The following is a 24227-nucleotide window of genomic DNA, read 5'->3' as shown; positions in this document are numbered from 1 at the left end:
ATGTGGACGCGGTTGAAGGCGCTCATCATCAAGGAGCTCCTGGCGGTGCTGCGCGACCCCAAGAGCCGTGTCATTCTGATCGTGCCGCCGATCATGCAGCTGCTGGTCTTTTCCTATGCGGCCACGCTGGAAGTGCGCAATGTCGACGTCATGGTCCTGAATCGGGATCGGGGCGCCTGGGGGCAGGAATTCGTCCGGCGCGTCGAGGGTTCGACCACCTTTCGCACCGTGACGGTTGCGGAAAACCCCGCCGAGATCCGTGACGCCATCGATCGTCAGGCAGTGATCGCCGCCGTCCAGATCGGCCCGGATTTCTCGCGCGACATCGAGGCCGGCTCGCCCGCCGACCTGCAGATCATCCTCGACGGACGCCGCTCCAACGCGTCGCAGATCGTCTCGGGATATCTGTCGCAGATCGGTACGACACTCGCCGCCGAGACGCCGCTCGGTCAGCGGGCCGCCAGCCAGGCGATCGCCGTGACGCCGCGCAACTGGTTCAACGCCAATCTTATCTTCCGCTGGTTCATGGTGCCCAACCTCGTGGCGTCGATCTCGCTCTTGATTGGGCTGATCGTGACGGCGTTGTCGATCGCCCGCGAACGCGAACTCGGCACCTTCGATCAATTGATGGTCTCGCCGTTGCGCGTGCATGAGATCCTGATCGGCAAGCTGGTGCCGCCGATGCTGATCGGGCTGTTCCACATGACCGCCTATGTGATCGCGGCCGTCTTTCTGTTCGGCGTGCCGCTGCGTGGCTCGCTGCTGCCGCTCTACGCCAGCGGGCTCTTCTATCTCGCGGCGGTCGCCGGCATCGGGCTGTTCGTCTCTGCGCTCGCCGCCACCCAGCAGCAGGCGATCCTGGGCGCCTTCCTGTTCATGGTTCCGGCGATGCTGCTATCGGGCTTCGCGACCCCGATCGAAAACATGCCGGAGTGGCTGCAATGGATCACGGTCATCGATCCGCTGCGCTATTACCTGGTCATCGTGCGCGGTGTGTTCCTGAAGGACATTCCCTTGCACGAAGTGGTGCAGCAGACGGTGCCGCTGGTCCTGATCGCGGCCGTGGCGCTGGCGGGGTCGGCATGGCTGTTTCGCCGCAGCCTCGAATAGGAAAGCCGCGGTCTGGGTTACCGTCGCGGGGTTCGTTTCGGCGAAGAATGCCGTTAAAGCGTCATGCAACAATGATAGCGCCACGCCGGCTTATATGGCCATGAGCCGCCGAACCCGACCCGGCCCAAAAACAGATCGGTCTTCACGACCGTCTCGACGAAAAGCGATATCGACGATGATCCCCGGCATTCCTGAATCCCTTCCGCAAAACCCCGACATGACCGACGGGGTGTGGCTGAAGGGCGACTGGCATCTTCACTCGCGCCACAGTCTCGATTCGACGAACAATCCCGAAGCCAAGATCATCGGTTTTGCCGAAAGGCTCGGCTTCGACTATCTGGCGATCACCGATCACGACGTGCATGTCGGCGGGGACGTCGCCCATCATACGTGGAGCGATCCGGAGTTCAGGTCCGACACGCTCCTCCTGTTCCACGGCGCCGAGCTGACGGCGGCGCGCGGTCACGTCAACATCCTCTCGGCCGAGCCCTACGACCACCAGAGCGTCTTCGATGCGCGCGACGACCGCGATTGGAACATCCTGGCGCTCAAGCAGAGGCTTGGCGTCCACATGTCGGCCAACCATCCGAGCACCAAGAACCACTACGGCTATTCCTTCGATCTGGCCGATTCCGTCGAGATCTGGAACACCAGCGTTTGGCCGAAGAACGTCCCCGGCGTGCGGATCTGGGACGACATGCTGAAGTCCGGCCGCATGCTCGGGGCACGCGGCGGCAGCGACTCCCATCACGGCGTGCCCGACACGCCCGAGCAGACGACGCCGCTCAGCATCGAGGCGACCGCCAACTATGTGGGAACACCGACCACCTGGATCTTTGCGAAAGAGCGGACCAAGCCGGCGATCCTCGATGCCCTGGTCCGAGGGCGCGCTTCGGTCAGTGCGAACCCCTGCAATCCCCGCGTCGAACTCTATGCCGACCGCGACCGGGACGGCGTGATGGACATGATGATGGGCGACAATGCCAAGCCCGATGGCAGCCCGGTGACCTTCGAGGTCCGGCTGGTCGGGGGCGGCATTGCCGGAGCGTGCTATACCGTCCGGGTGGTCAAGGATCGCGAGGTGTTCGGCCTCTTCACCACGGATGCCGAGACCCGGTCGGTGCAGTTCACCGACACGCCGGGAAAGGACGTGAGAAGCTACTACCGGGTCGAGGTGGAAGGCCCCCAGACGCCCTATCCCGAAGTGCCGAACTCGATGGCGTTGAGCCTCAACATGATCGGCCTGTCGAACCCGATCTATTTCAATTACGATCCGAACTTCTGAGGCGACGACCGCTCGATCAGCGCCAGGTCTGTGGCTCGGTGCCGATGAAAACGGGATTGGTCAGCGCGTGAAGCTCGCCGGCCGCATCGCGCAATTCGAAGACGAACCAGTCGCCGTCCTTTGTCGTGAATGCCACCTCGACCTTCGCCGAACCGGCGACCGGCCAGCTCTCGACCTCCAGGGCATTGTGGATCAGGCGCAGTCGAAATGCGCCGCCGCCGTTCGTGACCCGGCTGACCGAGCAGGCCAGCGTCGCCGCACCGGCCGCCATCAGGTCTCCCATGCTGCAGGTCTCGCCACTCTCGGAGACTGCCGAAACCTCCATCCGCGGACCGCTGGTCACATAACAATGGCCGGAGCGGATCGCCTGCAGAATTTCGGCTTCCGTGTTGTCCTGGGCGCGGACCATCAGCACAGCCAGCCGGTCGGTCGCCGGACGCCGCCGATGCGTATCCGTGCCGGTGGTCGCGCGCATGCGATAACCCGCGTTGAGCCAGCGATAGAAGAGCCGCACGGCGAGCTCGTTGCGAAGATCGTTCGTGTGCCAGGGGCCGTTCCAGATCTCGACATGGCGGACGGGGCCGGGAAACACGTCGGCATAGGCCCAGCGGCATCCCGTGCAGAACGGATGCCCCTCGGCCTTGGGATGCGCGATGACGAAGAGCTTCTCGTCGGCCGTGATCTTGTCCGCCAGCCCGCTCATCGTGCTGCCGTCCTTGACCCGCCACTCGCTCCATTCGCGCGTGCCGAGCACGAGCGCGTGGCCATGGAAGGTGGTCAGCTCCTCGCCGCCGAGAATGGTGATGCGCTCGCCGGCGCGCGCTGCGAGTTCGGCCAGTCCGGAAACGGTGTTGTGGTCGGTCAGCGCCACGAAGTCGTGTCCGCGTTCGAGCGCCAGCTCCAAATAGTCGGCGACGCTGAGCCCGCCGTCGGAATGAAGCGTATGCCCATGCAGGTCGCCTTGATACCACCCGGGACCGCGCCGGCGGTTTCCCTTGACGGCCGCGATGGCTGGCTCGGCCTCGGAACAGGGCGCTTCGTCCGACCATTCGACGTCGATGCGGTAGGCGACTGAGCCCGGTGCCAGCACGCGATGGACGTCGATCTCCACGGTCCAGTCTCCCGCCTCGATCGGTCCGGGCAGATAGCCGGGTGAGGCCCAATCCTGCGAGATGATCGGGCTCTGGTCGGCGTTGTTGTGTCGCGTGCCGCGTGCGCCGTTCGGGCCATAGACCGAGATGCTCAATTGATGCGGGATGTCGCCGACGCCGGGATGCTTCGGTTCGTGCGTGAAGCGCGCCTTCAGCGTTCGCACCCCGGCGGGCACCATAAAGCTGTGGGGTTGGTGGGTCGCCATGGCATCGAGCGTCAGGCGGCCTTCAAACACGATCGTCATTGTCTGGTCCGTTGGGCTGCCGGCGGCCGGCGAACGACGGCGAACCGTGCCGCCGTGCCATGTCGGCCGATGGAAAGGGGAGGGGCCGCCGCCTTAGTTAGGGCCCCGGAGGCCCGACAGCGAGATTTCGGACTTGCGATGGCAGGCCGTCACGTGGTCCGCGCCGTCGTCTTCGAGCGCCGGGGGCGCGTGGCGGCACAGATCCATGGCAAACGGACAGCGCGGAGCGAAGGAACAGCCCTTGGGCAAGGCCATCGGATTGGGAGGATGTCCGCCGATCGGCCGCCGCTCCGGCTTTTCGGCGCGGTATTCCGGCGTCAGCACCGAGCCGAGAAGCGCTGCCGTATAGGGGTGACGGGGCCGGTAGTAGATCTGGGCGGTGTCGGCGACCTCGACCACACGTCCGGCATACATCACGGCGACACGATGGGCGACGTTGGAAACGACGTTGAGATCGTGCGAGACGAACAGATAGGTGAGCCCGAGCTCGGTCTGCAGATCCCGAAACAGATTGAGGATCTGCGCCTGCACCGACACGTCGAGCGCGGACACCGGCTCGTCGGCGATGATGATCTTCGGATGCGGCGCCAGCGCGCGGGCGATGCCGATCCGCTGGCGCTGTCCGCCCGAAAAGGTGTGCGGGTAGCGGTTGGCCTGGGACCGGTCGAGCCCGACATGGGCGAGCACTTCCTCCACCCGTTCGACGAGCCTGCTTTTGTCCTTGATCCGGGCCGGCCCCATGCGCAACGGCTCCGCCACGATGTCGAAGACGTTCATCCGCGGGTTCAGGGAGCCGAACGGATCCTGAAAGACCATGCGGATATCTTGCCAGACCTGTCGGCGCTCGGCCTGCGGAATGCTAGTGATGTCGGCGTCTTCGCCATTGCGGCGAAGTACGACGCGGCCTGCCGTCGGCTGCCAGAGACCGGCAAGGACGCGCCCCAAGGTCGATTTGCCGCTGCCCGACTCGCCGACGAGGCCGAGGGTCTCGCCCTCCCGCAACGCCAATGTCAGATCGGAAACGGCTCGCGTGACCTGCAGGGGCGGTTGCAGGAAGCCGCCATGTTTACGGAAATGCATGGAGACGTTTCGCGCCGCCAGCAGCGGAGCTGCCGGAGTTGATGCCGTCGGGACCGGAACTTGGGTTGCCTCGGCCTTGGTGGATATCGCCGGCGCCGCTGCGAGGGCTGCGTCGCTCAGGCGACCGGCGAAGAAGCACAGGGCATCGGTCTCGCCTTCGATCATCGGCGGCCGGCTTTGGTCGCAGACACCTTGCTTGGCAAAGGGGCAGCGGTTGACGAAGGCGCAGCCGGCGGGGCGCTCGTGCAGGCTCGGCACGGTGCCCGGAATGACCGGCAGGCGGTGGCCGCGATGAAGATCGTAGCGCGGTGCGGCGCCCAGAAGTGCCTGGGTGTACGGATGCTGCGGCGCATTGAAGATCCGCTCGGCCGGCCCGCGTTCGACGACCTCGCCGAGATACATCACCACGACGTCGTCGGCGATTTCGGCGACCACGCCGAGATCGTGGGTGATGAAGAGCATCGACATGCCCAGCCGCGTTTGCAACTCGCGCAGGAGGTCGAGGATCACCGCCTGCGTGGTCACGTCGAGCGCGGTCGTCGGCTCGTCGGCGATCAGAAGCTGCGGCTTGGTGGCGAGCGCCATCGCGATCATCGCGCGCTGCCGCTGGCCGCCGGAAAGCTCGAACGTATAGGCGCCGAGCCGCGCTTCCGGATTGGGCATGCCCACCGCCGTGAGCGCTTCGATCGCCTGGGCGCGCGCCTCCGACTCGGGAATACGGGCATGGGTGCGCACGGCTTCGACGATCTGGTTGCCGATGGTGTAGAAGCTCGACAGCGCCGTCATCGGCTCCTGAAAGATCATCGAGATCTTGTTGCCTCGCACCGCGTGCAGGTCGGGCGCCTTCGGCTTGAAGCGCGCGAGATCCTTGCGCTCGCCATCGGCGTCGTCGAAGAGGATGCCGCCGCCGTCGATACGGGCGTTCTTGTCGAGGATGCGCAGAATGCTGCGCGCCGTCAGCGACTTGCCGCAGCCGGATTCGCCGACCACGCAGACCGTCTTGCCACGCGGAATGGCGAAGCTGACGTCATTGAGCGCCAACAAACGGTGGTCGTCGCCGTCGAAGGAAACGGTCAGGCCGTCGACGGACAGCAGCGGTTCAGGTCTCATAGGGATCACCTGCGTCGCGCAGCCCGTCGCCCAGGAAATTGAGCGCCAGCACCGAGACGACGACCGCGACGCCCGGGACGAACAGCCACGGGGCAGCCGAGATGGAGCGCAGGTTCTGCGCCTCCTGCAGGAGCACGCCCCAACTCACCACCGGCTGGCGCAGGCCGATGCCGAGATAGCTGAGCGAGGTTTCCGCGATGATCATGCCGGGAATGGCCAGTGTCACCACGGCGATGATGTGGCTCAGGAAGTTCGGGATCATGTGGCGCCAGATGATGCGGCTCGGCGGACAGCAATCGAGCTGCGCGGCGACGACGAAATCTTCCGCCTTGAGCGCCATGAAGCGGCCGCGCACGACGCGCCCGAGCCCCGTCCATCCGAGGATCGAAAGAATGACGGTGATGAGAAAGTAGGTCTCTACCGGCGGCACGGTCGGAGGAATGGCCGCGGCGAGGCCGATCCAGAGCGGAATGGAGGGCAGCGATTGGAGAAATTCGATCACGCGCTGGATGACGACGTCGATCCAGCCGCCGAAATAGCCCGACGCGCCGCCGATGATGAGCCCCAGAACCAGGCTCAGACCGACGCCGATGAGCCCGATCGTCATGGAAATGCGCGTCGCGTAGATGGTGCGGCTGAGCATGTCGCGACCCAGCCGGTCGGTGCCGAGGAAATAGACCCGCTCATGCGGATCGACGGGACCGAACAGATGCCGGTCCCACGGCACGAAGCCCCACATCCGGTAGGGATCGCCCTTGACGAAGAAACCCAGCTCGACGACGTGGTCGGGATCCGGCACATAGGTGCGCTGGCCGGTGGTGTAGTCGACGGTCGATTTGGACGCCAAGGCATGAAGCCGCAGCCGGCGGCCACCCTCCGGCGTAGATTCGAGAAGCCGGATCGCCTGCGGCGGCGAGAACAGCGCCCGCGGCGAGAAATCCTCCGGATTATAAGGCGCGATGAACTCGACGAAGAGCGCCACGACATAGATCATCATCGTGACGATGCCGCCGACCACGCCCAGCTTGTGGCGCTTGAAACGGCGCCAGATGAGCCTCCCGTAGCTCGCATATTCGGACGGTTCGCTCACGACGTCCCCCGAGCGCGGTCCATGTGGCCGAAGCCTGTGCCCCGGCGATGGGTGCCGGGGGTGGCCGCAGGGGGCAGGCACCGGGCGACGCGTATCGGCCTCACAGCATCTCTCCGTCGCGGGCCTGCCGGCGGATGCGTGGATCGAGCGCCATCAGCAGGAGATCGGAAAACAGGGTTCCGAGAACGGCGAGGCAACTCAGGAACATGATCAGGGTGGCCGCCAGGAACATGTCCTGCGACTTGAGGGCGCCCAACAGCAGCGGGCCGGTCGTCTGCAGGCCGAGGACCACGGCGACGATGGTTTCGCCCGAGACGATAGTGACGAAGATTTCGTTCATGCCGCTGACGAACGGGTTGAGCGAGTGGCGGACCGGATATTTCAGGACCAGCTTGCGCTCGGGAACCCCCTTGGCGCGCGCCGTCACGACATAGGGCTTGTGCAGTTCGTCCAGCAGGTTGGCACGGATGGTGCGAATGACGCTGGCGGTGCCGGCGGTGCCGAGCACGACCATGGGAATCCAGAGATGGCTGACGAGATCGCCCACCTTGCCGAGCGACCAGGGCCTGTCGACGTAATGGGGGGAGAACAGTCCGCCGACGCTCTGTCCGAAATATTTGAACGAAATGTACAGGAGGATCAGTGCGAGCAGAAAGTTCGGCACGGCAAGGCCGATGAAACCGACTGCCGTAAACACGTAATCGCCCAAGGAATACTTGCGGACCGCGGAATAGATGCCGGTCGGTATGGCGACCACCCAGATGAATATCAGCGTCAGGATCGACAACAGAGAGGTCAGACCGAGCCGCTCCCAGATCAGGCTGGACACCGGGCGATGCCAGAAGAACGACCATCCGAAATCGCCGCTGAGGAGGATGTTCTTCATCCAGTTGCCGTATTGAGCGGCGACGCTCTTGTCCAAGCCATATTGGTGGCGCAGCGCGGAGATTTCCCCCGGCGTCATCATGTCGCCGGTCTTGCGCGCCTCCAGCACGACGGAATCGACAAAATCGCCCGGCGGCAGCGTGATGACGGCGAAGGATACGACGGTGATGGCGAACACCGTCACGACGAGAAGAACCAGTCTCCTGGCCAGGAAGCGGTACATGGGCGTGTCCGAGGAAGCGAGGAGCGGCGTCGTCGGCCGCTCCTCGGCATCATGCGTGGAAATGAGAGGCTGGAGCGACACTGCGATTCAACCTGAACACAGCGGCTCTATCCCGTTGGCCCGTGACGAGCGCTATTGGCGATCCGGGTCGATGTAGAAGCTCGAGAAGTTGGCCGGCGCGATGCCGGGATAGAGCCAGCCCTCGATCAGATGATACGGAACGTTGCGCAGGCGGTTCCTCACGGCGCGATAGTTGCCGGCCGGAAGCGCGATGCCGATGTTGGGGAAGTAGTCGGCGATGCTCTGCACGTAGTCCTTCATCAGCGCTTCCTGCTTGTCGCCCGCGGTGGTCGGGATTTCGACGAGCAGGTCCATCAGATGCTTGACCTCTTCGGGCGGTTTCACCGGCTCGACGTTACCGGCGACCTCCGATCCGAAATTGGCTGAAACGCCGGTCTCCTCGGCATAGCCGAGTTCCCAGGCATCCATGTTGCCGGCCATGCCCGGGCCGCCGAGCATGACGCCAGCGCCGATCAGCGGCAGCCGGCCCGAGCCGTTTTCCGCGATCCAGAGGTTGAGGTCGCGGTCGGGCGCGACGGAGCGGTCCTGATAGAGTTCGTCGCTCACCACGTCGAGCGTGACCTCGATGCCGACGGCCTCCCAATAGCGCTTGACCAGCGTGGCCATATCGACCCAGTCGGGCCGGAAACCCTGGTCGACGGTCAGAAGCAGGTGAAAGCGTTCGCCCTTGTCGTTCAGGCGGAAACCCTCGGCATCCTTGTCCGGCAGAACCTTGTCCAGATATTCGTTGGCCTTCTGCGGATCGTAATCGGTGTACTGCTTGGCGGCCTGCTCGTTGTAGTAGGGCGAGTTCGGGCGCGGCGCGGCCTGATAGGGCTCGCCCTGGCCGAGATAGACCACGTCGATGATTTCCGGACGGTCGATCGCGAGCGACAGGCCGATGCGGAAATTCTTGTCCTGGAAGACCTTGGCCTTGAACGGATCGGGGTGGTTCATCGCCAGCATGAAATAGCCGGTGTTCATGTCGGCACTGTCCGCCTCGATGATCCGGTAGTCGCCCTGCTCCTGGTTCTGGAAGAAGATGGCCCGGTTGCTCGGGTTCGAAATGGCGACGCGGCTGATGTCGATCTCGCCGGACAGCGACTTGGCGAGTTCGACCTCGGGGTCCTGAACCAGCACCCAGGTGCGCTCGTCGATATAGGGCAGTTGGTTGCAGTCCGGATCGACCTTGAAGAAGTACGGGTTGCGAACGAACGAGAACCGTTCCTTGCCCAGGAAGGGCTCGGCGGCGATCCAGGCCTGGATCTGTGGGCGGTTGGGATCGTTGTATTCCGCCTGGGAGCCGTAGGAGCCGACGGTGGCCCACCACCACTTGTTGTAATCGGTCTCGCCGGCCTGCTTCATCTTTTCGGCGACGGCGTCCGGGTTCAGATCGCGATCGAAGTCCTTCAGATAATGTTCGGCGAACTGGACGACGCGCTGACCGTAGGAGGTTGCCAGGTTCAGCAGGAACAGCCCGTTCGGCTTGGACCAGGAAAAGCGGACGGTTTCGTCGTCGAGCGCCTCGACCGTCGCCGGCTCGCCGTCCACCAGGAAAAAGCCCCGCGGCGTCGGGTTGAGGTCGGTGTTGGTCTCGACGTGCTCCCACCAGAAGACGATGTCGTGGGCGGTGAACGGTTCGCCGTCGGACCACTTCATCCCTTTGCGCAAGTGGAACGTGTAGGTCGTGGCGTCCTCCGAGACGTCCCAGCTCTTGGCGATATTGGGCACGATCTCGCTGCCGTCCACCGACCAGCGAACCAGCGGCTCGTAACCGTAGTGACGAAATTCGGCGATGCGGCTACCGCTGGTCGTGTCGACCATCTCGCCGCCGTAGACGCCGGTCTGCTCGGCAGGCTCGACGACCAGCGGCTCGTCGGGAAGTCGATCGGCAACGGGCGGTAGAGCCCCGGAGGCGACTTGGTCCGCCAGTATCGGGGCTTCGTGATAGGTGGAGCAGGTTTGGGCTAGTGCGGAGCCGGCAAACGTGACGAACACCACGCTGCCGGCAAGGGCTGCCGCGCGATTCCACTTGGGATTCATTTGGCTTCCTTTCGTTGCCATAGATGCGGTCGGCATTGAGATGCAGCGTTGGAAGGAAGAGCGTACGCCGCAGACCCGGCGCATAAGCGCAGCACATGTCGGCTGGATGACACTCAGCCCGACAATCGAACGACTTCGGTCGCGCAAGCCGCGTCCGTCCTTCACAGGATGCGTTCGAAACGACGGCTTTCGAAGGGTTTTGGGGACGGTCGCCTGACCGGCCTCGTCGTGCACCGACGTCGATCGGGGGGCTGTGGAAAAACGCCGCGCCCAAAGCCGCGCGTGGCCTTATGCGATGTAGATCGGGCTCGTCAGGGCGCGGCGGATGGGCTGGCCCACGCCGTCGTCCCACTGCGAATGCCCCGGCCGCTCGGCGCCCAGGAAGGCAAAGAGATTGTCGCGGATCGCATCGTGGGTCGCCCGCGCGACGAGTTCGGCACGGACGAACTTCTGCGGATTCGGCAGGACAAAGACCAGCGTTTCGCGCTCGGAGGCGACCGGGCGCGAGGCGATCGGACCGCTCGCGTCCCAGATCTGGACCATATCGCCGGCACCGCCGCTGACGTCGACCTCGAGCGTTGTCGGACCGGCCGGCAGGTGCCCGCCCATCCCGCAGCCATCCGCCGAAATGGCGAGCATCGGGCCATCCGGCGCCTCGGTCACGAAGCTTCGGCCATGACGCAGTGCGTCGAGGATGGCGCTCAGCGAGAGCTCTTCCAGCCAGAGATAGGTGCAGGGGCGCGCCAGGGTGAACGGATTGCCCGGCGGCTCCGTCGCCGGCTGATGAAAGTCGGAGCCGCCGACGGCCGTCATCCTGCGGCCTTCGGAGAGCCGCGACTGATAGCGGGCCAGCGAGATGTGATTGCCCGCCAGCCAATGGCTCTGCCAGACTTCCATGCAGTCGGCGTCCGGCACGGCCCAGCGCCAGGGAATGGTTGGCTTGTCGTGGTTGATCGAAAACAGCGCGCCGGAATCGCGAATGCGCCGGACCATGTCGATCACGTCTTGGTCGGAGGTCGCGCGAAAATCATGCACCCGGCGCGCCCCGAAGACGTTGGCGTGGCCCCATTCGGTGGTGAATTCGTAGGCCGGGATGAAGATGAGGTCTTCGCTGGACGCGCGGTCGAAATAGGCGCGCTGCTGGGCGGTGGTGTTGTGATCCGTCACGGCCAGGAAATCGAGGCCTTCGCGCAGCGCCGTTGCATGCAGATGTTCCGGCGCGCCATAGGCGTCGGAATGAAAGCAGTGCGATTGCAGGTCGCCCTTGTACCAGCCGGCCGTTCGGCGGACCGGATCGGGGATCGCAGAGGCGGCCACGATCGTACGCGGCTCGAAGGAAAAGCGGATGTCCAGCCTGACTTCGACCGGATGCTCCGGCAGACGGTAGAGCCCCAGAATGACCTGCCATCGGCCGGGCATGATGTCGCCGGCCTCGTAGCCCGGCGTCGCCGCATCGCGCCCCACGACGATGCGCTCGCGCGCGCCGCCGCTCCAGCCACGAAGACCACATTTCGACGGATAGGGCCCGAGGGCAGGATCCCCGAGACCGAGGTCGATGACGCAGTTTTCGGCCTTCGGATAGAAGAAGCGCACCTCCAGTCGCGTTACGCCGGACGGCACGTCGAAGGGGACGAGCCGGTAAGGGTTTTCAGCCTTGTCGTCGGCGCCGAGTTCGAGTGCGAGAGTTCTGTCGGCGGGTCTTTGCGGAGCGGGCGAGAGGACGGGCACGGTCATGAGGACTGAAGGAATGGGGTGGGTATTCGACCACCCTATGCCCCGCAGATGACAACGCTGCGACCCGCCAGCGATTCCGATCAGAGCGTGATCGTAGCTGCGCCACGGCCCTTCAGAACCAAGCCTTCCGGCGTCGTTTCGCGTGATACGCCATCGGAAATCGAAGCAACGCCCTCGACGCCCTGCAGCCGCAGCGTCCAGGCGCGATCGACATCCGAGGCCTCGACAGAAAGGTTGCCGCCCTTGCGGGTGACCGTCAGCCTCTGGATCAAACTGCCGTCGGCGGCATGCACGCCCGCCTCCGCGCTACACCCGTCGCTCAGCTGGTAAAGCGCGAAAACCGTATCCTCGGCATAGTCGTAGTCCGGCTTTCTGTCGTTGGCGCCCCAGGCGAGCAGCGTGTTCGGCCGGACATAGACGGGCAGGCTCATGAAATCGTGCGTCTCGCGCCGCCAGCCGCGACCATCCACGACCTCGCCGGTGAGCAGATGGGTCCAGCGGCCTTCCGGCAGGTAGACCGTGACCTCGCCCGACGGGGCGAGCACGGGCGCCACGAGCAGCGACGGGCCAAGCATGTACTGCCGGTCGAGCGTTTCGCAGCCCGGAGCGTCCGGGAACTCCAGGAGCATCGCCCGCATCACCGGCAGACCGGTCTGCGGTGCCTCGCAGGCGGCCGAAAAGATATACGGCATCAGCCGGCACTTGAGTTTGGTGAAGAAGCGCAGAACGTCGACGGCTTCGTCGTCATAGAGCCACGGTACGCGGTAGGACTTCGAGCCGTGCAGCCGGCTGTGGCTGGAGAGCAGGCCGAAGGCGCACCAACGCTTGTAGACGTCGGCTTCCGCCGTGTACTCGAAGCCGCCGATGTCGTGGCTCCAGAAGCCGAAGCCCGACAGGCCGAGCGACAGGCCGCCGCGCAGGGATTCGGCCATCGCATTGAAGTCGGAGTAACAGTCGCCGCCCCAGTGCACCGGGAACTGTTGGCCGCCGGTGGTCGCCGAGCGCGCGAACAGCACCGCCTGGCCCTTGCCCTTCGCGCTTTCCAGCGCTCCGTAGGTCACCTTGTTGTAGAGTTGGGTGTAGTAGTTGTGCATTTTCTGCGGGTCGGAGCCGTCGTGGTAAACCACGTCGGTGGGAATGCGTTCGCCGAAATCCGTCTTGAAGCAGTCGACGCCCATCGCGACCAGCCGCTTCAGATGGCCGGCATACCACTCGCAGGCCTCCGGATTGGTGAAGTCGACCACCGCCTGGCCGGGTTGCCAGCGGTCCCATTGCCAGACGGAGCCGTCCGCCCGCTTGATCAGATAGCCGTTCTCCTTGCCGTCCTTGAACAGCTTTGACCGCTGGGCGATGTAGGAGTTGATCCAGACGCAGATCTTCAGGCCGCGCTCCTTGTAGCGCTTGAGCATGGCCTCAGGGTCGGGGAACATCTCCGGGTCCCACTCGAAGTCGCACCAGTGCAGACCCCGCATCCAGAAGCAGTCGAAATGGAAGACGTGCAGCGGGATGTCGCGCTCGGCCATACCGTCGAGAAAGCCGGTGACGGTCGCCTCGTCGTAGTCGGTGGTGAACGAGGTGGTCAGCCACAGCCCGAACGACCAGGGGGCGGGCAGGGCGGGGCGCCCGGTCAGTCGGGTGTAACGGTCGAGCACCCCCTTCGGCTCCGGCCCGTCGATGACATAGTATTCCAGCGCTTCACCCGGCACGCTGAACTGCGCCTTGGAGACCTTTTCGGAGCCGATCTCGAACTCGACCCTGCCGGGATTGTTGACGAACAGGCCCCAGCCGCGATTGGTCAGGAAGAACGGGATGTTCTTGTAGGCCTGTTCGGTGTTGGCGCCCCCGTCGCGGTTCCAGATCTCGACGCTCTGGCCGTTCTTGACGAAGCCGGTGAAGCGCTCGCCGAGACCGTAGACGAGGCCGCCGACGCCCAGGTCCAGGCGCTCGAACAGATAGGGCTGTCCGCCGTCGTCGCTGTCGACGGCGTAGCCGCCGGATTTGTAGCCGCTTTCGGTCAGCGGCTTGCCGTCTCTCAGAAATTCCAGCCGCCAGGAACCGTCCTTGGCGACCCGTGCGGTCAAGGAGCCGCTCGTCAGGCTGGCATAATCCGTTCCGTCCTCGATGACCGGCCTGAAGCCGGCGTCGGGAAACAGTTCGAAATTCGGTCCCTTGTCGATGACACCTTGAAAGTGCTCGATGCGAACGCCGATGATGCCTTCCAGCGGAGAGAACAGCCGGATCGTGAACAGCTTGGTGTTGATTTGGGCGCCGCGTTCGCACGCGTCCCAACTGGGTGCGTAGATCACCAGTTCGTTGCCGTCGACCTGCGTGTCGAACACCTGCACGGGATGCATGACGGAGAGGTTCGTGGGTATCGACCAGTTGCCGTCGCTGAATTTCATGATTGTCGTCCTCGGTCTTGATGGTGCCGATGCGGTGCGCGCGGGCGCAAGCGGGAGCCGCGCGGGAACGCGCTGGATCGGCTGAGCATGAAAAAGGCGGCGCTAGATGCGCTCGCCGCTGGTTTCGTCGAAGATGTGAATCCGGTCGGGATCGATCCGCAGACCGATCGTGTCGCCGGCTTGAAGGTCCGTGCGTCCGTTCAGTACGACCGCGATTTCCGGCGTGCTGTCGGTGAACAGGAAGGTCGTGGCGCCCGTCGCCTCGCTGGTGCGCAGTAGCAGAAGGATGGAGGCCTCCGGCCGGCCGACGAGCGTCAGGTGCTCCGGCCGCAGTCCAACGATCACCGATCGACCGGGATCGAGCCGCCCGCCATAGGCGATCGTCTGCGGTTCGGCAAAGCCTAGCACCAGGCTCCGGCCGTCCTCTCCGACGACCGCCGGAACGAAGTTCATGGCCGGCGAACCGATGAAGCCGGCGACGAAGCGGTTGACAGGCCGGTCGTAGAGTTCGAGCGGCGCGCCGACCTGTTCGATCCGACCGTCCTTCATCAGCACAACCCGATCGGCCATGGTCATCGCCTCGATCTGATCGTGCGTGACATAGACCGAGGTCGCGCCGAGCCGCTCGTGGAGCGAGCGGATCTCCTTGCGCATGTGGACTCGAAGGGCCGCGTCGAGGTTGGACAGCGGTTCGTCGAACAGAAAGGCCTTGGGGTCGCGGATGATGGCGCGGCTCATGGCCACGCGCTGGCGCTGGCCGCCCGACAATTCGCGCGGATAGCGCTTCAGCAGATGCGACAGCTCGGTCGTCGCCGCCACCTCTTGCGCCGCCTTGCGGGCGTCCTTCCGGCTGGTGCCGCGAACCCGCAGGCTGTAGGTGAGGTTTTCCTCCACCGTCATGTGGGGATAGAGCGCGTAGGACTGGAAGACCATGGCGATGTCGCGCTTGCGCGGCGGTACTTCGTTCATCCGCTCGCCGACGATGCGGATTTCGCCGCCGGAGATCTTCTCGAGCCCGGCCAGGGACCGCAGCAAGGTGGTCTTGCCGCAGCCGGACGGGCCGACCAGGGCCACGAACGAGCCCTTTTCGACCGTCAGTTCGATATCCTTTAGGGCGTGGAAGCGGCCATAATACTTCTCGACCCTGTCGAATTCGATTTGTGCGGTCATTTGAGGGCTCCCGAAGTCAGTCCGGACACGATCCGGCGCTGAAGCAGGACGAAGGCGCCGAGAATGGGCGTCACATAGATCGAGGCGTAGGCCATGATCTCGTTCCAGTTCACCGAATTCGGTCCCATGAAGGTGTTGAGGCCGACGCTGGCCGGCTGAAGCTCGACGTCCTGAATGATGGACTTGGAATAGACGAACTCGCCGAAGGCCTGCATGAAGATGAGGATGGCGCTGACCAGAATGCCGTTGCGGGCCAGCGGCAGAACGATATGGAAAAAGGCGCCGACCCGCGAATTGCCGTCGACCAAGGCGGCTTCCTCGAGCTCCATCGGCACCGCCATGAAGGTGGCTCGCACCAGAACGACGAAGAACGGCATGCTCTTGGCGGTGATCGCCAGGATCACCGATAAGCGCGGATAGTCGAGCAGCCCGACCTGGGAGAACCCGACGAAGATCGGCGTCACCATCAAAGACGGCGGCAGCACCTGCAACATCAGGATCAGGAACAGGCCCACGTCGATCCAGACGTTGCGATAGCGCGCCAGCACATAGGCGCATCCGACCCCAAGGGCGACGATCAGAGAGACCGCGCTGGCGGCGATCACCAGCGAGTTCCAGATATAGCGGCCCATCTGCCGCTGCACCCAGACGTCGCCGAAGATCTGCCATTGCGGGTCGTCGGGGATGAAGATCGGCGGGTTGGCGAACATCGCCGAGCCGCTCTTCACCGCAGTCACGTACATCCAGTAAAGCGGGAACAGGTAGAGCGCCGCGAGCCCGAGTGCGACGAGAACGAGAAGGGTGTCGCGCAATCTGTTGGTCATCCGCGCACCTCATGACGTGTCGAGCGCACATAGACGATGGAGGCGACGATGACGACCAGGATCATCAACACCGAGACCGTGGCGCCGCGAGAGAAGTCGTATTCCCGGAAGGAGAGCTGCCAGGCCCAGTATTGGGTGACGTTCGAGGCGTTGCTCGGTCCGCCGTCGGTGAGGGCGGCGAAGAGATCGAACTGCTGCAAGGTAAAGATCAGGCCAAGCGAGATCAGCGCGCCGATCGTCGAACGCATCATCGGCAGGGTTATGGTGAAGAAGCGCCGCAAGGGGCTGGCTCCATCGAGGGCTGCGGCCTCGTAGAGGTCTGCGGGAATGGAGGCGAGGCCGACCGACAACAGGATCATGTTGAAGGAGGTGCCGAACCAGATATTGGCGATGACCACCGACCAAAGGGCATAGGTCGGATCGGAGCGCCAGAAGATGTTGTGATCGACGATGCCCAAGGCATTGAGCACGTAGTTCACGACGCCGAAATCGCCCGCCAGCAGCCAGTTCCATATCGCGCCGGTGACCAGCGCCGGCATCACCCAGGACACCAGAAACAGGCCGCGCAGATAGCTCGATCCGGCAAAGCGCAGCTGAAAGAACAGGGCGAGGCCGAAGCCGATGGCGAATTGTCCCGCGATCGATCCGACGACGAAGATCGCCGTGTTCTTCACGATCAGCCAAAAGTTCGGGTCGGACAGGATCGCGCGATAGTTGGCGAGGCCAGCCCACGGTCGGATGAACGCTCCCAGACTGAAGATGTCGACCTGCTGAAAGCTCATCAGCACGTTGTAGAGGAGCGCCGCGCCGGAAATGGCGAGAAGAAAGAGCAGCGGGATACCGACCAGGAGAAAGTCGAAGCCGCGCCCGTCCCAAAAAGTGGATAGCGGATTGCGCATGGTCATTCGAGTTTGTTGCGACGGGCAGAACGCCGCGCAGGATGAGGCTCGATCTTCGCGCCGGCGGGCCGGCGCGAAGCGCACGAAGCGTAAGAGCGCCTAGCCGGTGATGCCCCGAATGGTCTCGGCGGCGCGGTCCAGCGCATCCTTTGGTGTCGCGGCCCCCGAAAGGGCGGCCTGGATGGCATCCTGGATGGCCTTGGAGATCTTCGGCCACTCCGGATGCGGGCCGCGCGGCTTGGCGTATTTCATCTGCTCGAGGAAGACCTTGAGCGCCGCGTCCTTCTGGTCGTTGCCAGTGGGCGCAATGGTTATGTTGTTTTGCGCCGGCAACTGGCCGAAGCGCTCAAACATGGTCTTGTCCTGCGAGGCAAAATACTCGAGCGCCTTGAACGCCGCCTCGGGGTGCTTGGTGCTCTTGAAGATCACCCAGTTGTAGTCGCCCATGGCCGACGAGCGCTGTGCGCCTGCTTCCGGCACCGGCAGCAGGGCCACCCCCCAATCGAACTTGGCGTCGGACACCATCCGATCCAACTCCCACGGGCCGGATATGTCCATCGCCACGTTGCCGGAGTTGAAACTCGCCGTGTTGGACCACTGGGAATTGGTGAGCACATCGGGGGAAGCGAGCTTTTCGTCGACCAGTTGCTTCCAGAAGCTCAGCGCCTTCACCGCGCCCTCGGAATCGAGGGTTTCATAGGTGGCGCCTTCCATCTGAGCAAAGGGAAGGAATTGGAACGTGCCTTCCTCGCTAGCCTTGGCGGAGAAGGCGATGCCGTAGACGTTTTTCGCCGGATCGGTCAGCTTGCGCGCATAGTCCAGCATCTCGTCCCAGGTCTGTGGCGGCTTGTCGGGATCGAGACCCTTCGCCCGGAACATGTCCTTGTTGTAGAAGAGCGCAATGGTGTTGGTGGCCTTCGGCACACCGTAGACCCGTCCATCCCATTTGGCCGAATTCATCGGGCCGGGAAAATAGTTCTCGACCTTGATCACGTCGGACCCGGCGATCATGTCGGTCAGGTCGAGCAACACGCCGTGCGAAGACAGCAGCGCCTGGTCGGGGTTGTCGACCGCGAAGATGTCCGGCGCCTTGCCCACCGAATAGGCGCGCATGGCCTCGCTCATCAAATCCGCGAACGGAATCTCGCGGTAGACGACGTTGATGTCGGGCTCCTTCTCGTCGAATTCCTTGGCCAGGGCCGGAGTGGGCTGGCCGACCTTGTCGACGGTCCAGATGGTGATGGTGACAGGCTCCTCGGCCTGAGCGGGCATGGTCAGACCAAGCCCGGCAAGGACCGCAGATGCGAACAGAATATCCTTGAGATATCGCATAGGACTCCCTCCCTATGGTTGCCTCTGTCGGGGCACGCCGGCCGCCGGTCGTGAGGCGAGACCGACGATACGATTCTCGCTCGATACCGCCGTGACGGCCTGACCAGCCATCGCTTCGGATTTTCGAGGGCGAACGACGCCGCAGGGTAAACTCCTCGAAACCCCTGCAAAGGCGTGCCGTAAACGTTTACGACACTAGGCTTGCTGAGGTACGTATGTCAATAGTGGGCCAGCAAGAGGGAGAGCCGTATGACGGGCATCCGCCAGCTGGCGCAGCATCTGCAGATTTCGACCGGTACGGTCTCGCGTGCTCTCAATGGCAAGGCCGATGTCAATGACGAGACGCGTCGGCGCGTCCTGGAGGCCGCGGCGGAACTCGGATACGTGCCGAACCAGTCGGGGCGCAGCTTGCGCAAGGGGACGACAAACACCGTCGGCCTGATCATGACGAACGGGGTCAATCTCGGCGCCCACAACGACAATTTCTTTCCCGGTGTCATCGGCGGCCTGCAGGCGGCGCTGGCGCGTCATAACCTCGACCTGGTGATCCTCCTGTGCTCCAGCGAAGAGGATCCGGAAGACTATATGCGGCGTATGGTCGCCCGTCGGCTGGTCGATGCCCTGGTGGTCACGGCGACACGCACGGTGGACCCCCGGCTCGACTTTCTGCAGAAGGCCGGCCTGCCCTTCGTCGCGCTCGGCCGCAGCAGCTCCGGCGCCGGCTGTGCTTGGATCGACCTCGACTTCGAAGGCATCGCAAGGGAATCGGTGACGAGGCTGGTTGCTCGCGGGCATCGGCGCATTGCCGTGGCAACCCCAACATCTGACGTCAATCTGGGCCGCCTTTTCATGCGCGGCTACGAGGCGGGGCTGCAAAGCCACGGCTTGCCTTTCGATCCGGACATCGTCTTTAGAGCCGAAACCAGCGAGGAAGGCGGATATGCGGCGGGTGATCGCCTTCTCCAACTCGAAAACCGCCCGACGGCGATCCTGTTGATCGCCGAGCTCATGTCGGTGGGCTTGTACCGTCGACTTGGGGAAGCCGGGCTTCGGCCGGGCCGAGACCTCGCGATCATCGCCGAGCGCGAAAGCCCAGTCGGCCGCTTCTTGCTGCCGCGGCTGACCTGTTTTCGCGTCGCCGTGCACGACCTCGGCCTACAGCTCGGCGAAACCCTGTTGTCGACGATTCCCGCCTATCGCCATCTCTACCCGGAGGCGCCGCGCGAGCTGGTCTGGCCGCTCGAACTGGTAGAGGGTGAGAGCGATCCGCCGTTGGTATCCGAAAGCGGGAAAGACGGCTGACGAGGAGAACAGGAGCCGGCCGTGGACTGCGTCCGGCGTCAGAATCGATAGGCGAGAGCCGCCGTAAGCGCGGTCTCGGCGCCATCGGTGATCTGATCGGCCAGCATGTTCGCCGTGGTCGGCCCCAGTGTGAAGCCCTGATGGCCGTGGCCGAAATGAAGCCAGAGGCCGGGATGGTCCGGAGCCCGGCCGACGACCGGCAGCATGTCCGGCATGCAGGGGCGGTTGCCGAGCCAGGGCTCGGCTTCGACCGGCTCGCCGAGATCGAACAGCTCGCCGACCCGCTTTTCGGCGTGGAACAGCTGGCGTGGCGTCGCCGGTGCATCGAAGGCGGCGAGTTCGGCTCCCGTAGCGATCCTCAATCCCAGGCGCATGGGCGAGCACACCGCGCCGCTTTCGGCGTCCATGAAGGGCTGGCGCAGTGCGGACGTCTGACGGTAGTGGCGATGATAGCCGCGCTTGCGCAGCATCGGCACCCGATAGCCGAAGCGGGCGAGCATCTGGGGCGACCACGGTCCAAGGGCGACCACGGCCGTCTCCGCTTCGATCCGGCCGCTTTCGCTGGCGACACTCCAGGCGGTGCCCTGCTGGGCGAGGCTCATCGCGTCGCCGTGCACGATCGTGCCGCCGCGCGCTTCGAACAGGCCGGCATAGGCCGCCACGAGACCGCCCGGGTCGGTGCACGTCCAGGCCTCGGTCCAATGGATGCCGCCCTGCATCCTGCGCTTGAGCGACGGCTCTTCGGCGCTCAGGAGGTCCGGCGACAGTACGCGCATGCCCACGCCGTATTCGGTCTTGAGATATTCCGCCTCCGTGATCGCGGCTTCCATCCTGGGCGCCGTGCGATAGGCCTGCCGGAACCCATCCCTGGCGACGAGGTGATCGGCGCCGGCGGCCGCGATCAGCGGCGCATGGTCGCTCGTCGCCCGCCGGATCATCTGGCTGTAGGCGGCCGATGCAATCCGGTGGCGTGCCGGAAAGGAATGGGAGAAATAGGCGAGGAGCGGCCGCGCCAGGCCCGGCAGGGCGCCGAGGTGCCAGTTGACGTCGTTGGTTCGTCGCGCGGCGATGGCGAAGAGGTTCGCCAGGCCCAGCGGCATGGCATAGGGTTCCATCGCTTCGGCCTGGATGATGCCGGCATTGCCGTAGCTCGTCTCGCGGCCCGGCTCCCGCCGGTCGACCAGAACGACATGGTGGCCTCGGGCCTGGAGGGCGAGCGCGCTCGCCACTCCCACCATGCCCGCCCCCAACACGATGGCTTCGCTCACTCTCTACCTCTCATGATTGGCATCCCCGCCGAAGCAGCGGGCGTTCGAACCTAGCAGCCCGCTGGATTGGCGTCATTCAACCAAGCCGCGCACCGGCCTCGTCCGGCGCGAAAAGATGGAGGGCGTCGGCCGGCAGGGCGATGGGTATGACCTCGCCCGGAACCCAGTGGACACGGCCGAGATGGTAGGCCTTGAGCGCCACCGGTCCGAACTGGACATGGACGATGGCGCCCATGCCCGTCGGCTCCACCAGGTCGACCGTCGCCGTGTGGGGACTTTCAGCCGCAGCCTCCCCCAACAGGATATGCTCGGGCCGAATTCCCACCACGACCTCGGCGCTCTCGGGCAGGCGCGCCGTTGCGGGCAGATCGACGACGCAGCCTTCGGCGAGCGAAAGGCCGAGCCGATCCGCGTCGTTCGTCACCTGCGCGGTGCAGAAATTCATCGCCGGAGAGCCGATGAAACCGGCGACAAACCGGTTGGCAGGCTTTTCGTAGAGCTCTGTCGGCGAGCCGATCTGCCGGATCCTGCCGTCCTCCATGGCGACGATGCGGTCGGCCAGCGTCATCGCCTCGATCTGGTCGTGGGTCACGTAGATCGATGTGGTGTCCAGCCGGCGGTGCAGCTTCTTGATCTCCACCCGCATCTGTTCGCGCAGCCGCGCGTCGAGGTTTGACAAAGGCTCGTCGAAGAGGAAGGCGCGCGGCTCGCGCACGATGGCGCGGCCCATGGCGACGCGCTGGCGCTGGCCGCCCGACAGCGCGCGGGGCCGCCGCTCCGTGTAGGGCGCAAGGCCGAGGATATCGGCGGCGCCCGAGACCGCGGTGCGGATCGCCTCGGCCGGCGTCTTCCTGAGACGCAGCGAATAGCTGAGGTTCTTTTCGACCGTCATATGCGGGTACAGCGCATAGGATTGGAACACCATGGCGAGGTCGCGGTCGCGCGGCGGCAGGTCGTTGACCCGGCGCCCGGCGATCATGATGTCGCCGCCCGTCACCTCCTCCAGGCCGGCGATCATCCTGAGCAGCGTGGACTTGCCGCATCCTGACGGGCCGACGAGCACGATGAACTCGCCTTTTTCGATGGAGAGATCCACCGAGTGCAGGACCTCGACATGGTGAAAGCTCTTCTGGACCGAGCGGATGTCGATTTCGGGCATGGGGGCTTCAGCCTTTCACCGCGCCGGCCGTCAGGCCCTGCACGAGGTATCGCTGGATGAGGAGGAAGAACAGCACGGCGGGGATCAGGGCGAGGACGCCGGCTGCCATCATCTGTCCGAAGTCGACGCCGAACTTGGAGACGAAGGACAGAAGCCCGACCGGAAAAGTGCTGGTGCCCGTCTTGGAGATCAGCATCAGCGCGAAGAGCAACTCGCTCCAAGCCGCGGTGAAGACGAAGCCGAGCGTCGCGGCCATGCCGGGCAGCGTCAGCGGCACGATGATCTGGCGGAACGCCATGAAGCGCGTCGCGCCGTCGATCATCGCGGCTTCTTCGAGATCCTTCGGGATGGAGTCAAAGAAGGACTGCATCAGGAACACCGCGAACGGCACGTTGAAGGCCGTGTAGACCAGGATCAGCCCGGTCAGGCTGTTGGTCAGGCCGATGCTCGCCAGCATGCGGAAGATCGGCGCGATCAGCATCACCAGCGGAAACATCTGGGTGATGAGCAGCAGCCCGACGAGCCATAGCTTTCCCCGGAAGGCGAAGCGCGACATGGCATAGCCGGCGCCGGCCGCCACCAGCGTGACGATCACCGAGGTCGACAGCGACACGATGAGGCTGTTCTTGAAGAACAGCGGAAAGTCGCTGTGCTCCAGCACGAAGGCATAGTGCTCCCAGGTGACGGAGGACGGCCAGAGGCGCACCCCTTCGCTGTAGAGCAGCCGATTGGGCGTCACCGAGACTTTGAACAGCCAGAACAGAGGAAACAGCGCGACCGCGACGTAGAGAAGGATCGCGGTGCGATGGGCGAGGGTGAGCGCGATGCGGCGGGCGGGGGCGGCCATGGCTACGACCTCGCCAGAAGCGTCTGCCGCAGGATGACGAGCAGCAGCGAATAGATCATCAGAAGCACCAGCAGCACCATGGCGATGGCCGAGGCGTAGCCGAAATCGAGCCGGCGGAAGGCGGTGGTGAAGATGTAGCTGGCGACGATTTGCGTGCGATCGGCCGGTCCGCCATTGGTCATGACGATGATCAGATCGGCGAAGTTGGCGATCCACACCGTGCGCAGTAGCACCGCAATGGCGATGGTCGGTGCCAGGAAGGGCAGGGTGATGTCGCGAAAGCGCTGGAACGGCCCGGCACCGTCGATTGCCGCCGCCTCGTAGATGTCGGCGGGGATCGACTGAAGCGCCGCCAGCAGCGTGATCGCGAAAAACGGAATGCCCCACCAGACATTGGCGACGATCGGCCCCCACATGGCAAGGTCGGGATCGGCGAGGATGTTGCCCGGTTCGCTCATCAGCCCGAGCGCGAAAAGCCAGTGCGGGATCGGGCCCACGACCGGGTTGAACAGCCACGCCCAGTCGAGGCCTGACAGGAAGCTCGGCACGGCCCATGGCAGGAAAACCAGTGCCTGAACGAGCCCACGCCCGGCGAACGGCCGGTTGAGGAGCAGCGCCAGGATCAGCCCGAGGGTGAACTGGAAGACGACCGAGGAGGCGGTCCAGAACACGGTGTTCTTGAGCGCCAGCCAGAAATTGGCGTCGCCGATCAACTGGCGGAAATTGGCCAGCCCGACGAAGCCGCCGCTGAACGGATTGAGCAGGCGCACGTCGCGGAAGGCGTAGGTGAGCCCGATGACGAGCGGAACCAGCATCACCGTGACGATCAGGACGATCGCCGGCGCCGAATAGAGATAGGGTTCTGCCTTTCCAGCCAGCCGCCGTCTCAGGGGCGGACGCGTGGGATTCGGTTGGATGGAACTGATCGCCGTCATGTCAAACTTCGTGCGCTCGCCATCGAAGCGATGACGACAGGGTGGGCGCGGCGTGTCGAGGCCGCGCCCCTTT

Annotated in this window: 18 protein-coding genes; 3 read left to right on the top strand and 15 right to left on the bottom strand. The window is 64.5% G+C overall.

From position 1 onward, the window contains the following. On the top strand, positions 1-1110 hold the full coding sequence (locus tag SMD10_RS05640) for an ABC transporter permease (RefSeq protein ID WP_331684679.1): 1110 nt from the start codon (positions 1-3) through the stop codon (positions 1108-1110). A 217-nt stretch (positions 1111-1327) separates the two neighbouring features. Beyond that, positions 1328-2395: a CehA/McbA family metallohydrolase gene (locus SMD10_RS05635; protein WP_331684678.1), complete on the top strand. Its 1068-nt coding sequence runs from the start codon at positions 1328-1330 to the stop codon at positions 2393-2395. Between the two features lie 16 nt (positions 2396-2411). Here the strand turns inward: SMD10_RS05635 and SMD10_RS05630 are convergent, their stop codons facing one another. From SMD10_RS05630 to SMD10_RS05580, 11 genes are all read right to left on the bottom strand, one after another. After that, positions 2412-3791, bottom strand: coding sequence for a CehA/McbA family metallohydrolase (locus tag SMD10_RS05630; protein ID WP_331684677.1), 1380 nt, complete (start codon positions 3789-3791; stop codon positions 2412-2414). A 93-nt stretch (positions 3792-3884) separates the two neighbouring features. After that, positions 3885-5981 (bottom strand): ABC transporter ATP-binding protein, encoded by a 2097-nt coding sequence (locus tag SMD10_RS05625; RefSeq protein WP_331684676.1) that lies wholly within the window; start codon positions 5979-5981, stop codon positions 3885-3887. Beyond that, positions 5971-7071 carry an ABC transporter permease gene (locus SMD10_RS05620; protein WP_331684675.1) on the bottom strand — a complete coding sequence of 367 codons (1101 nt, stop codon included), beginning with the start codon at positions 7069-7071 and terminating at the stop codon, positions 5971-5973. Before SMD10_RS05620 ends, SMD10_RS05625 begins: the two co-directional genes overlap by 11 nt. A 100-nt stretch (positions 7072-7171) precedes the next feature. Continuing rightward, positions 7172-8179, bottom strand: coding sequence for an ABC transporter permease (locus SMD10_RS05615; RefSeq protein ID WP_331684769.1), 1008 nt, complete (start codon positions 8177-8179; stop codon positions 7172-7174). Between the two features lie 132 nt (positions 8180-8311). Next, on the bottom strand, positions 8312-10282 hold the full coding sequence (locus SMD10_RS05610; protein WP_331684674.1) for an ABC transporter substrate-binding protein: 1971 nt from the start codon (positions 10280-10282) through the stop codon (positions 8312-8314). Between the two features lie 288 nt (positions 10283-10570). After that, on the bottom strand, positions 10571-12016 hold the full coding sequence (locus SMD10_RS05605) for a CehA/McbA family metallohydrolase (RefSeq protein WP_331684673.1): 1446 nt from the start codon (positions 12014-12016) through the stop codon (positions 10571-10573). Between the two features lie 80 nt (positions 12017-12096). Further along, positions 12097-14418 carry an alpha-xylosidase gene (gene yicI, locus SMD10_RS05600; RefSeq protein WP_331684672.1) on the bottom strand — a complete coding sequence of 774 codons (2322 nt, stop codon included), beginning with the start codon at positions 14416-14418 and terminating at the stop codon, positions 12097-12099. A gap of 102 nt (positions 14419-14520) precedes the next feature. After that, the gene (locus SMD10_RS05595; RefSeq protein ID WP_331684671.1) at positions 14521-15588 is read right to left on the bottom strand and encodes an ABC transporter ATP-binding protein; all 1068 of its coding nucleotides are present in this window, start codon (positions 15586-15588) and stop codon (positions 14521-14523) included. Next, on the bottom strand, positions 15585-16412 hold the full coding sequence (locus SMD10_RS05590) for a carbohydrate ABC transporter permease (RefSeq protein WP_331684670.1): 828 nt from the start codon (positions 16410-16412) through the stop codon (positions 15585-15587). The genes SMD10_RS05595 and SMD10_RS05590 overlap by 4 nt, the downstream gene beginning before the upstream one ends. After that, positions 16409-17311 carry a carbohydrate ABC transporter permease gene (locus SMD10_RS05585; protein ID WP_331684768.1) on the bottom strand — a complete coding sequence of 301 codons (903 nt, stop codon included), beginning with the start codon at positions 17309-17311 and terminating at the stop codon, positions 16409-16411. The genes SMD10_RS05590 and SMD10_RS05585 overlap by 4 nt, the downstream gene beginning before the upstream one ends. Positions 17312-17410: 99 nt before the next feature. After that, entirely contained in the window at positions 17411-18643 is a 1233-nt protein-coding gene (locus tag SMD10_RS05580) for an ABC transporter substrate-binding protein (protein ID WP_432757191.1), read from the bottom strand. Positions 18644-18892: 249 nt separating this feature from the next. Between SMD10_RS05580 and SMD10_RS05575 the strand changes: the two genes are divergently transcribed. After that, positions 18893-19945, top strand: a complete 1053-nt coding sequence (locus SMD10_RS05575) for a LacI family DNA-binding transcriptional regulator (protein ID WP_331684669.1) — start codon at positions 18893-18895, stop codon at positions 19943-19945. A gap of 38 nt (positions 19946-19983) precedes the next feature. Here the strand turns inward: SMD10_RS05575 and SMD10_RS05570 are convergent, their stop codons facing one another. From SMD10_RS05570 to SMD10_RS05555, 4 genes are all read right to left on the bottom strand, one after another. Further along, positions 19984-21213, bottom strand: coding sequence for an NAD(P)/FAD-dependent oxidoreductase (locus SMD10_RS05570; RefSeq protein WP_331684668.1), 1230 nt, complete (start codon positions 21211-21213; stop codon positions 19984-19986). Positions 21214-21289: 76 nt separating this feature from the next. After that, positions 21290-22372 carry an ABC transporter ATP-binding protein gene (locus tag SMD10_RS05565; RefSeq protein WP_331684667.1) on the bottom strand — a complete coding sequence of 361 codons (1083 nt, stop codon included), beginning with the start codon at positions 22370-22372 and terminating at the stop codon, positions 21290-21292. 7 nt (positions 22373-22379) lie between these two features. Then, entirely contained in the window at positions 22380-23219 is an 840-nt protein-coding gene (locus tag SMD10_RS05560; protein ID WP_331684666.1) for a carbohydrate ABC transporter permease, read from the bottom strand. Positions 23220-23221: 2 nt separating this feature from the next. After that, positions 23222-24154, bottom strand: coding sequence for a carbohydrate ABC transporter permease (locus tag SMD10_RS05555; RefSeq protein ID WP_331684665.1), 933 nt, complete (start codon positions 24152-24154; stop codon positions 23222-23224). Between the last annotated feature and the right edge of the window lie 73 nt (positions 24155-24227).

It is taken from the genome of Consotaella aegiceratis (assembly GCF_036541425.1).
GTDB lineage: Bacteria > Pseudomonadota > Alphaproteobacteria > Rhizobiales > Rhizobiaceae > Consotaella > Consotaella aegiceratis.
Note: the sequence above shows the minus strand (reverse complement) of the source record. Positions and strands in the feature narration are given on the sequence as shown.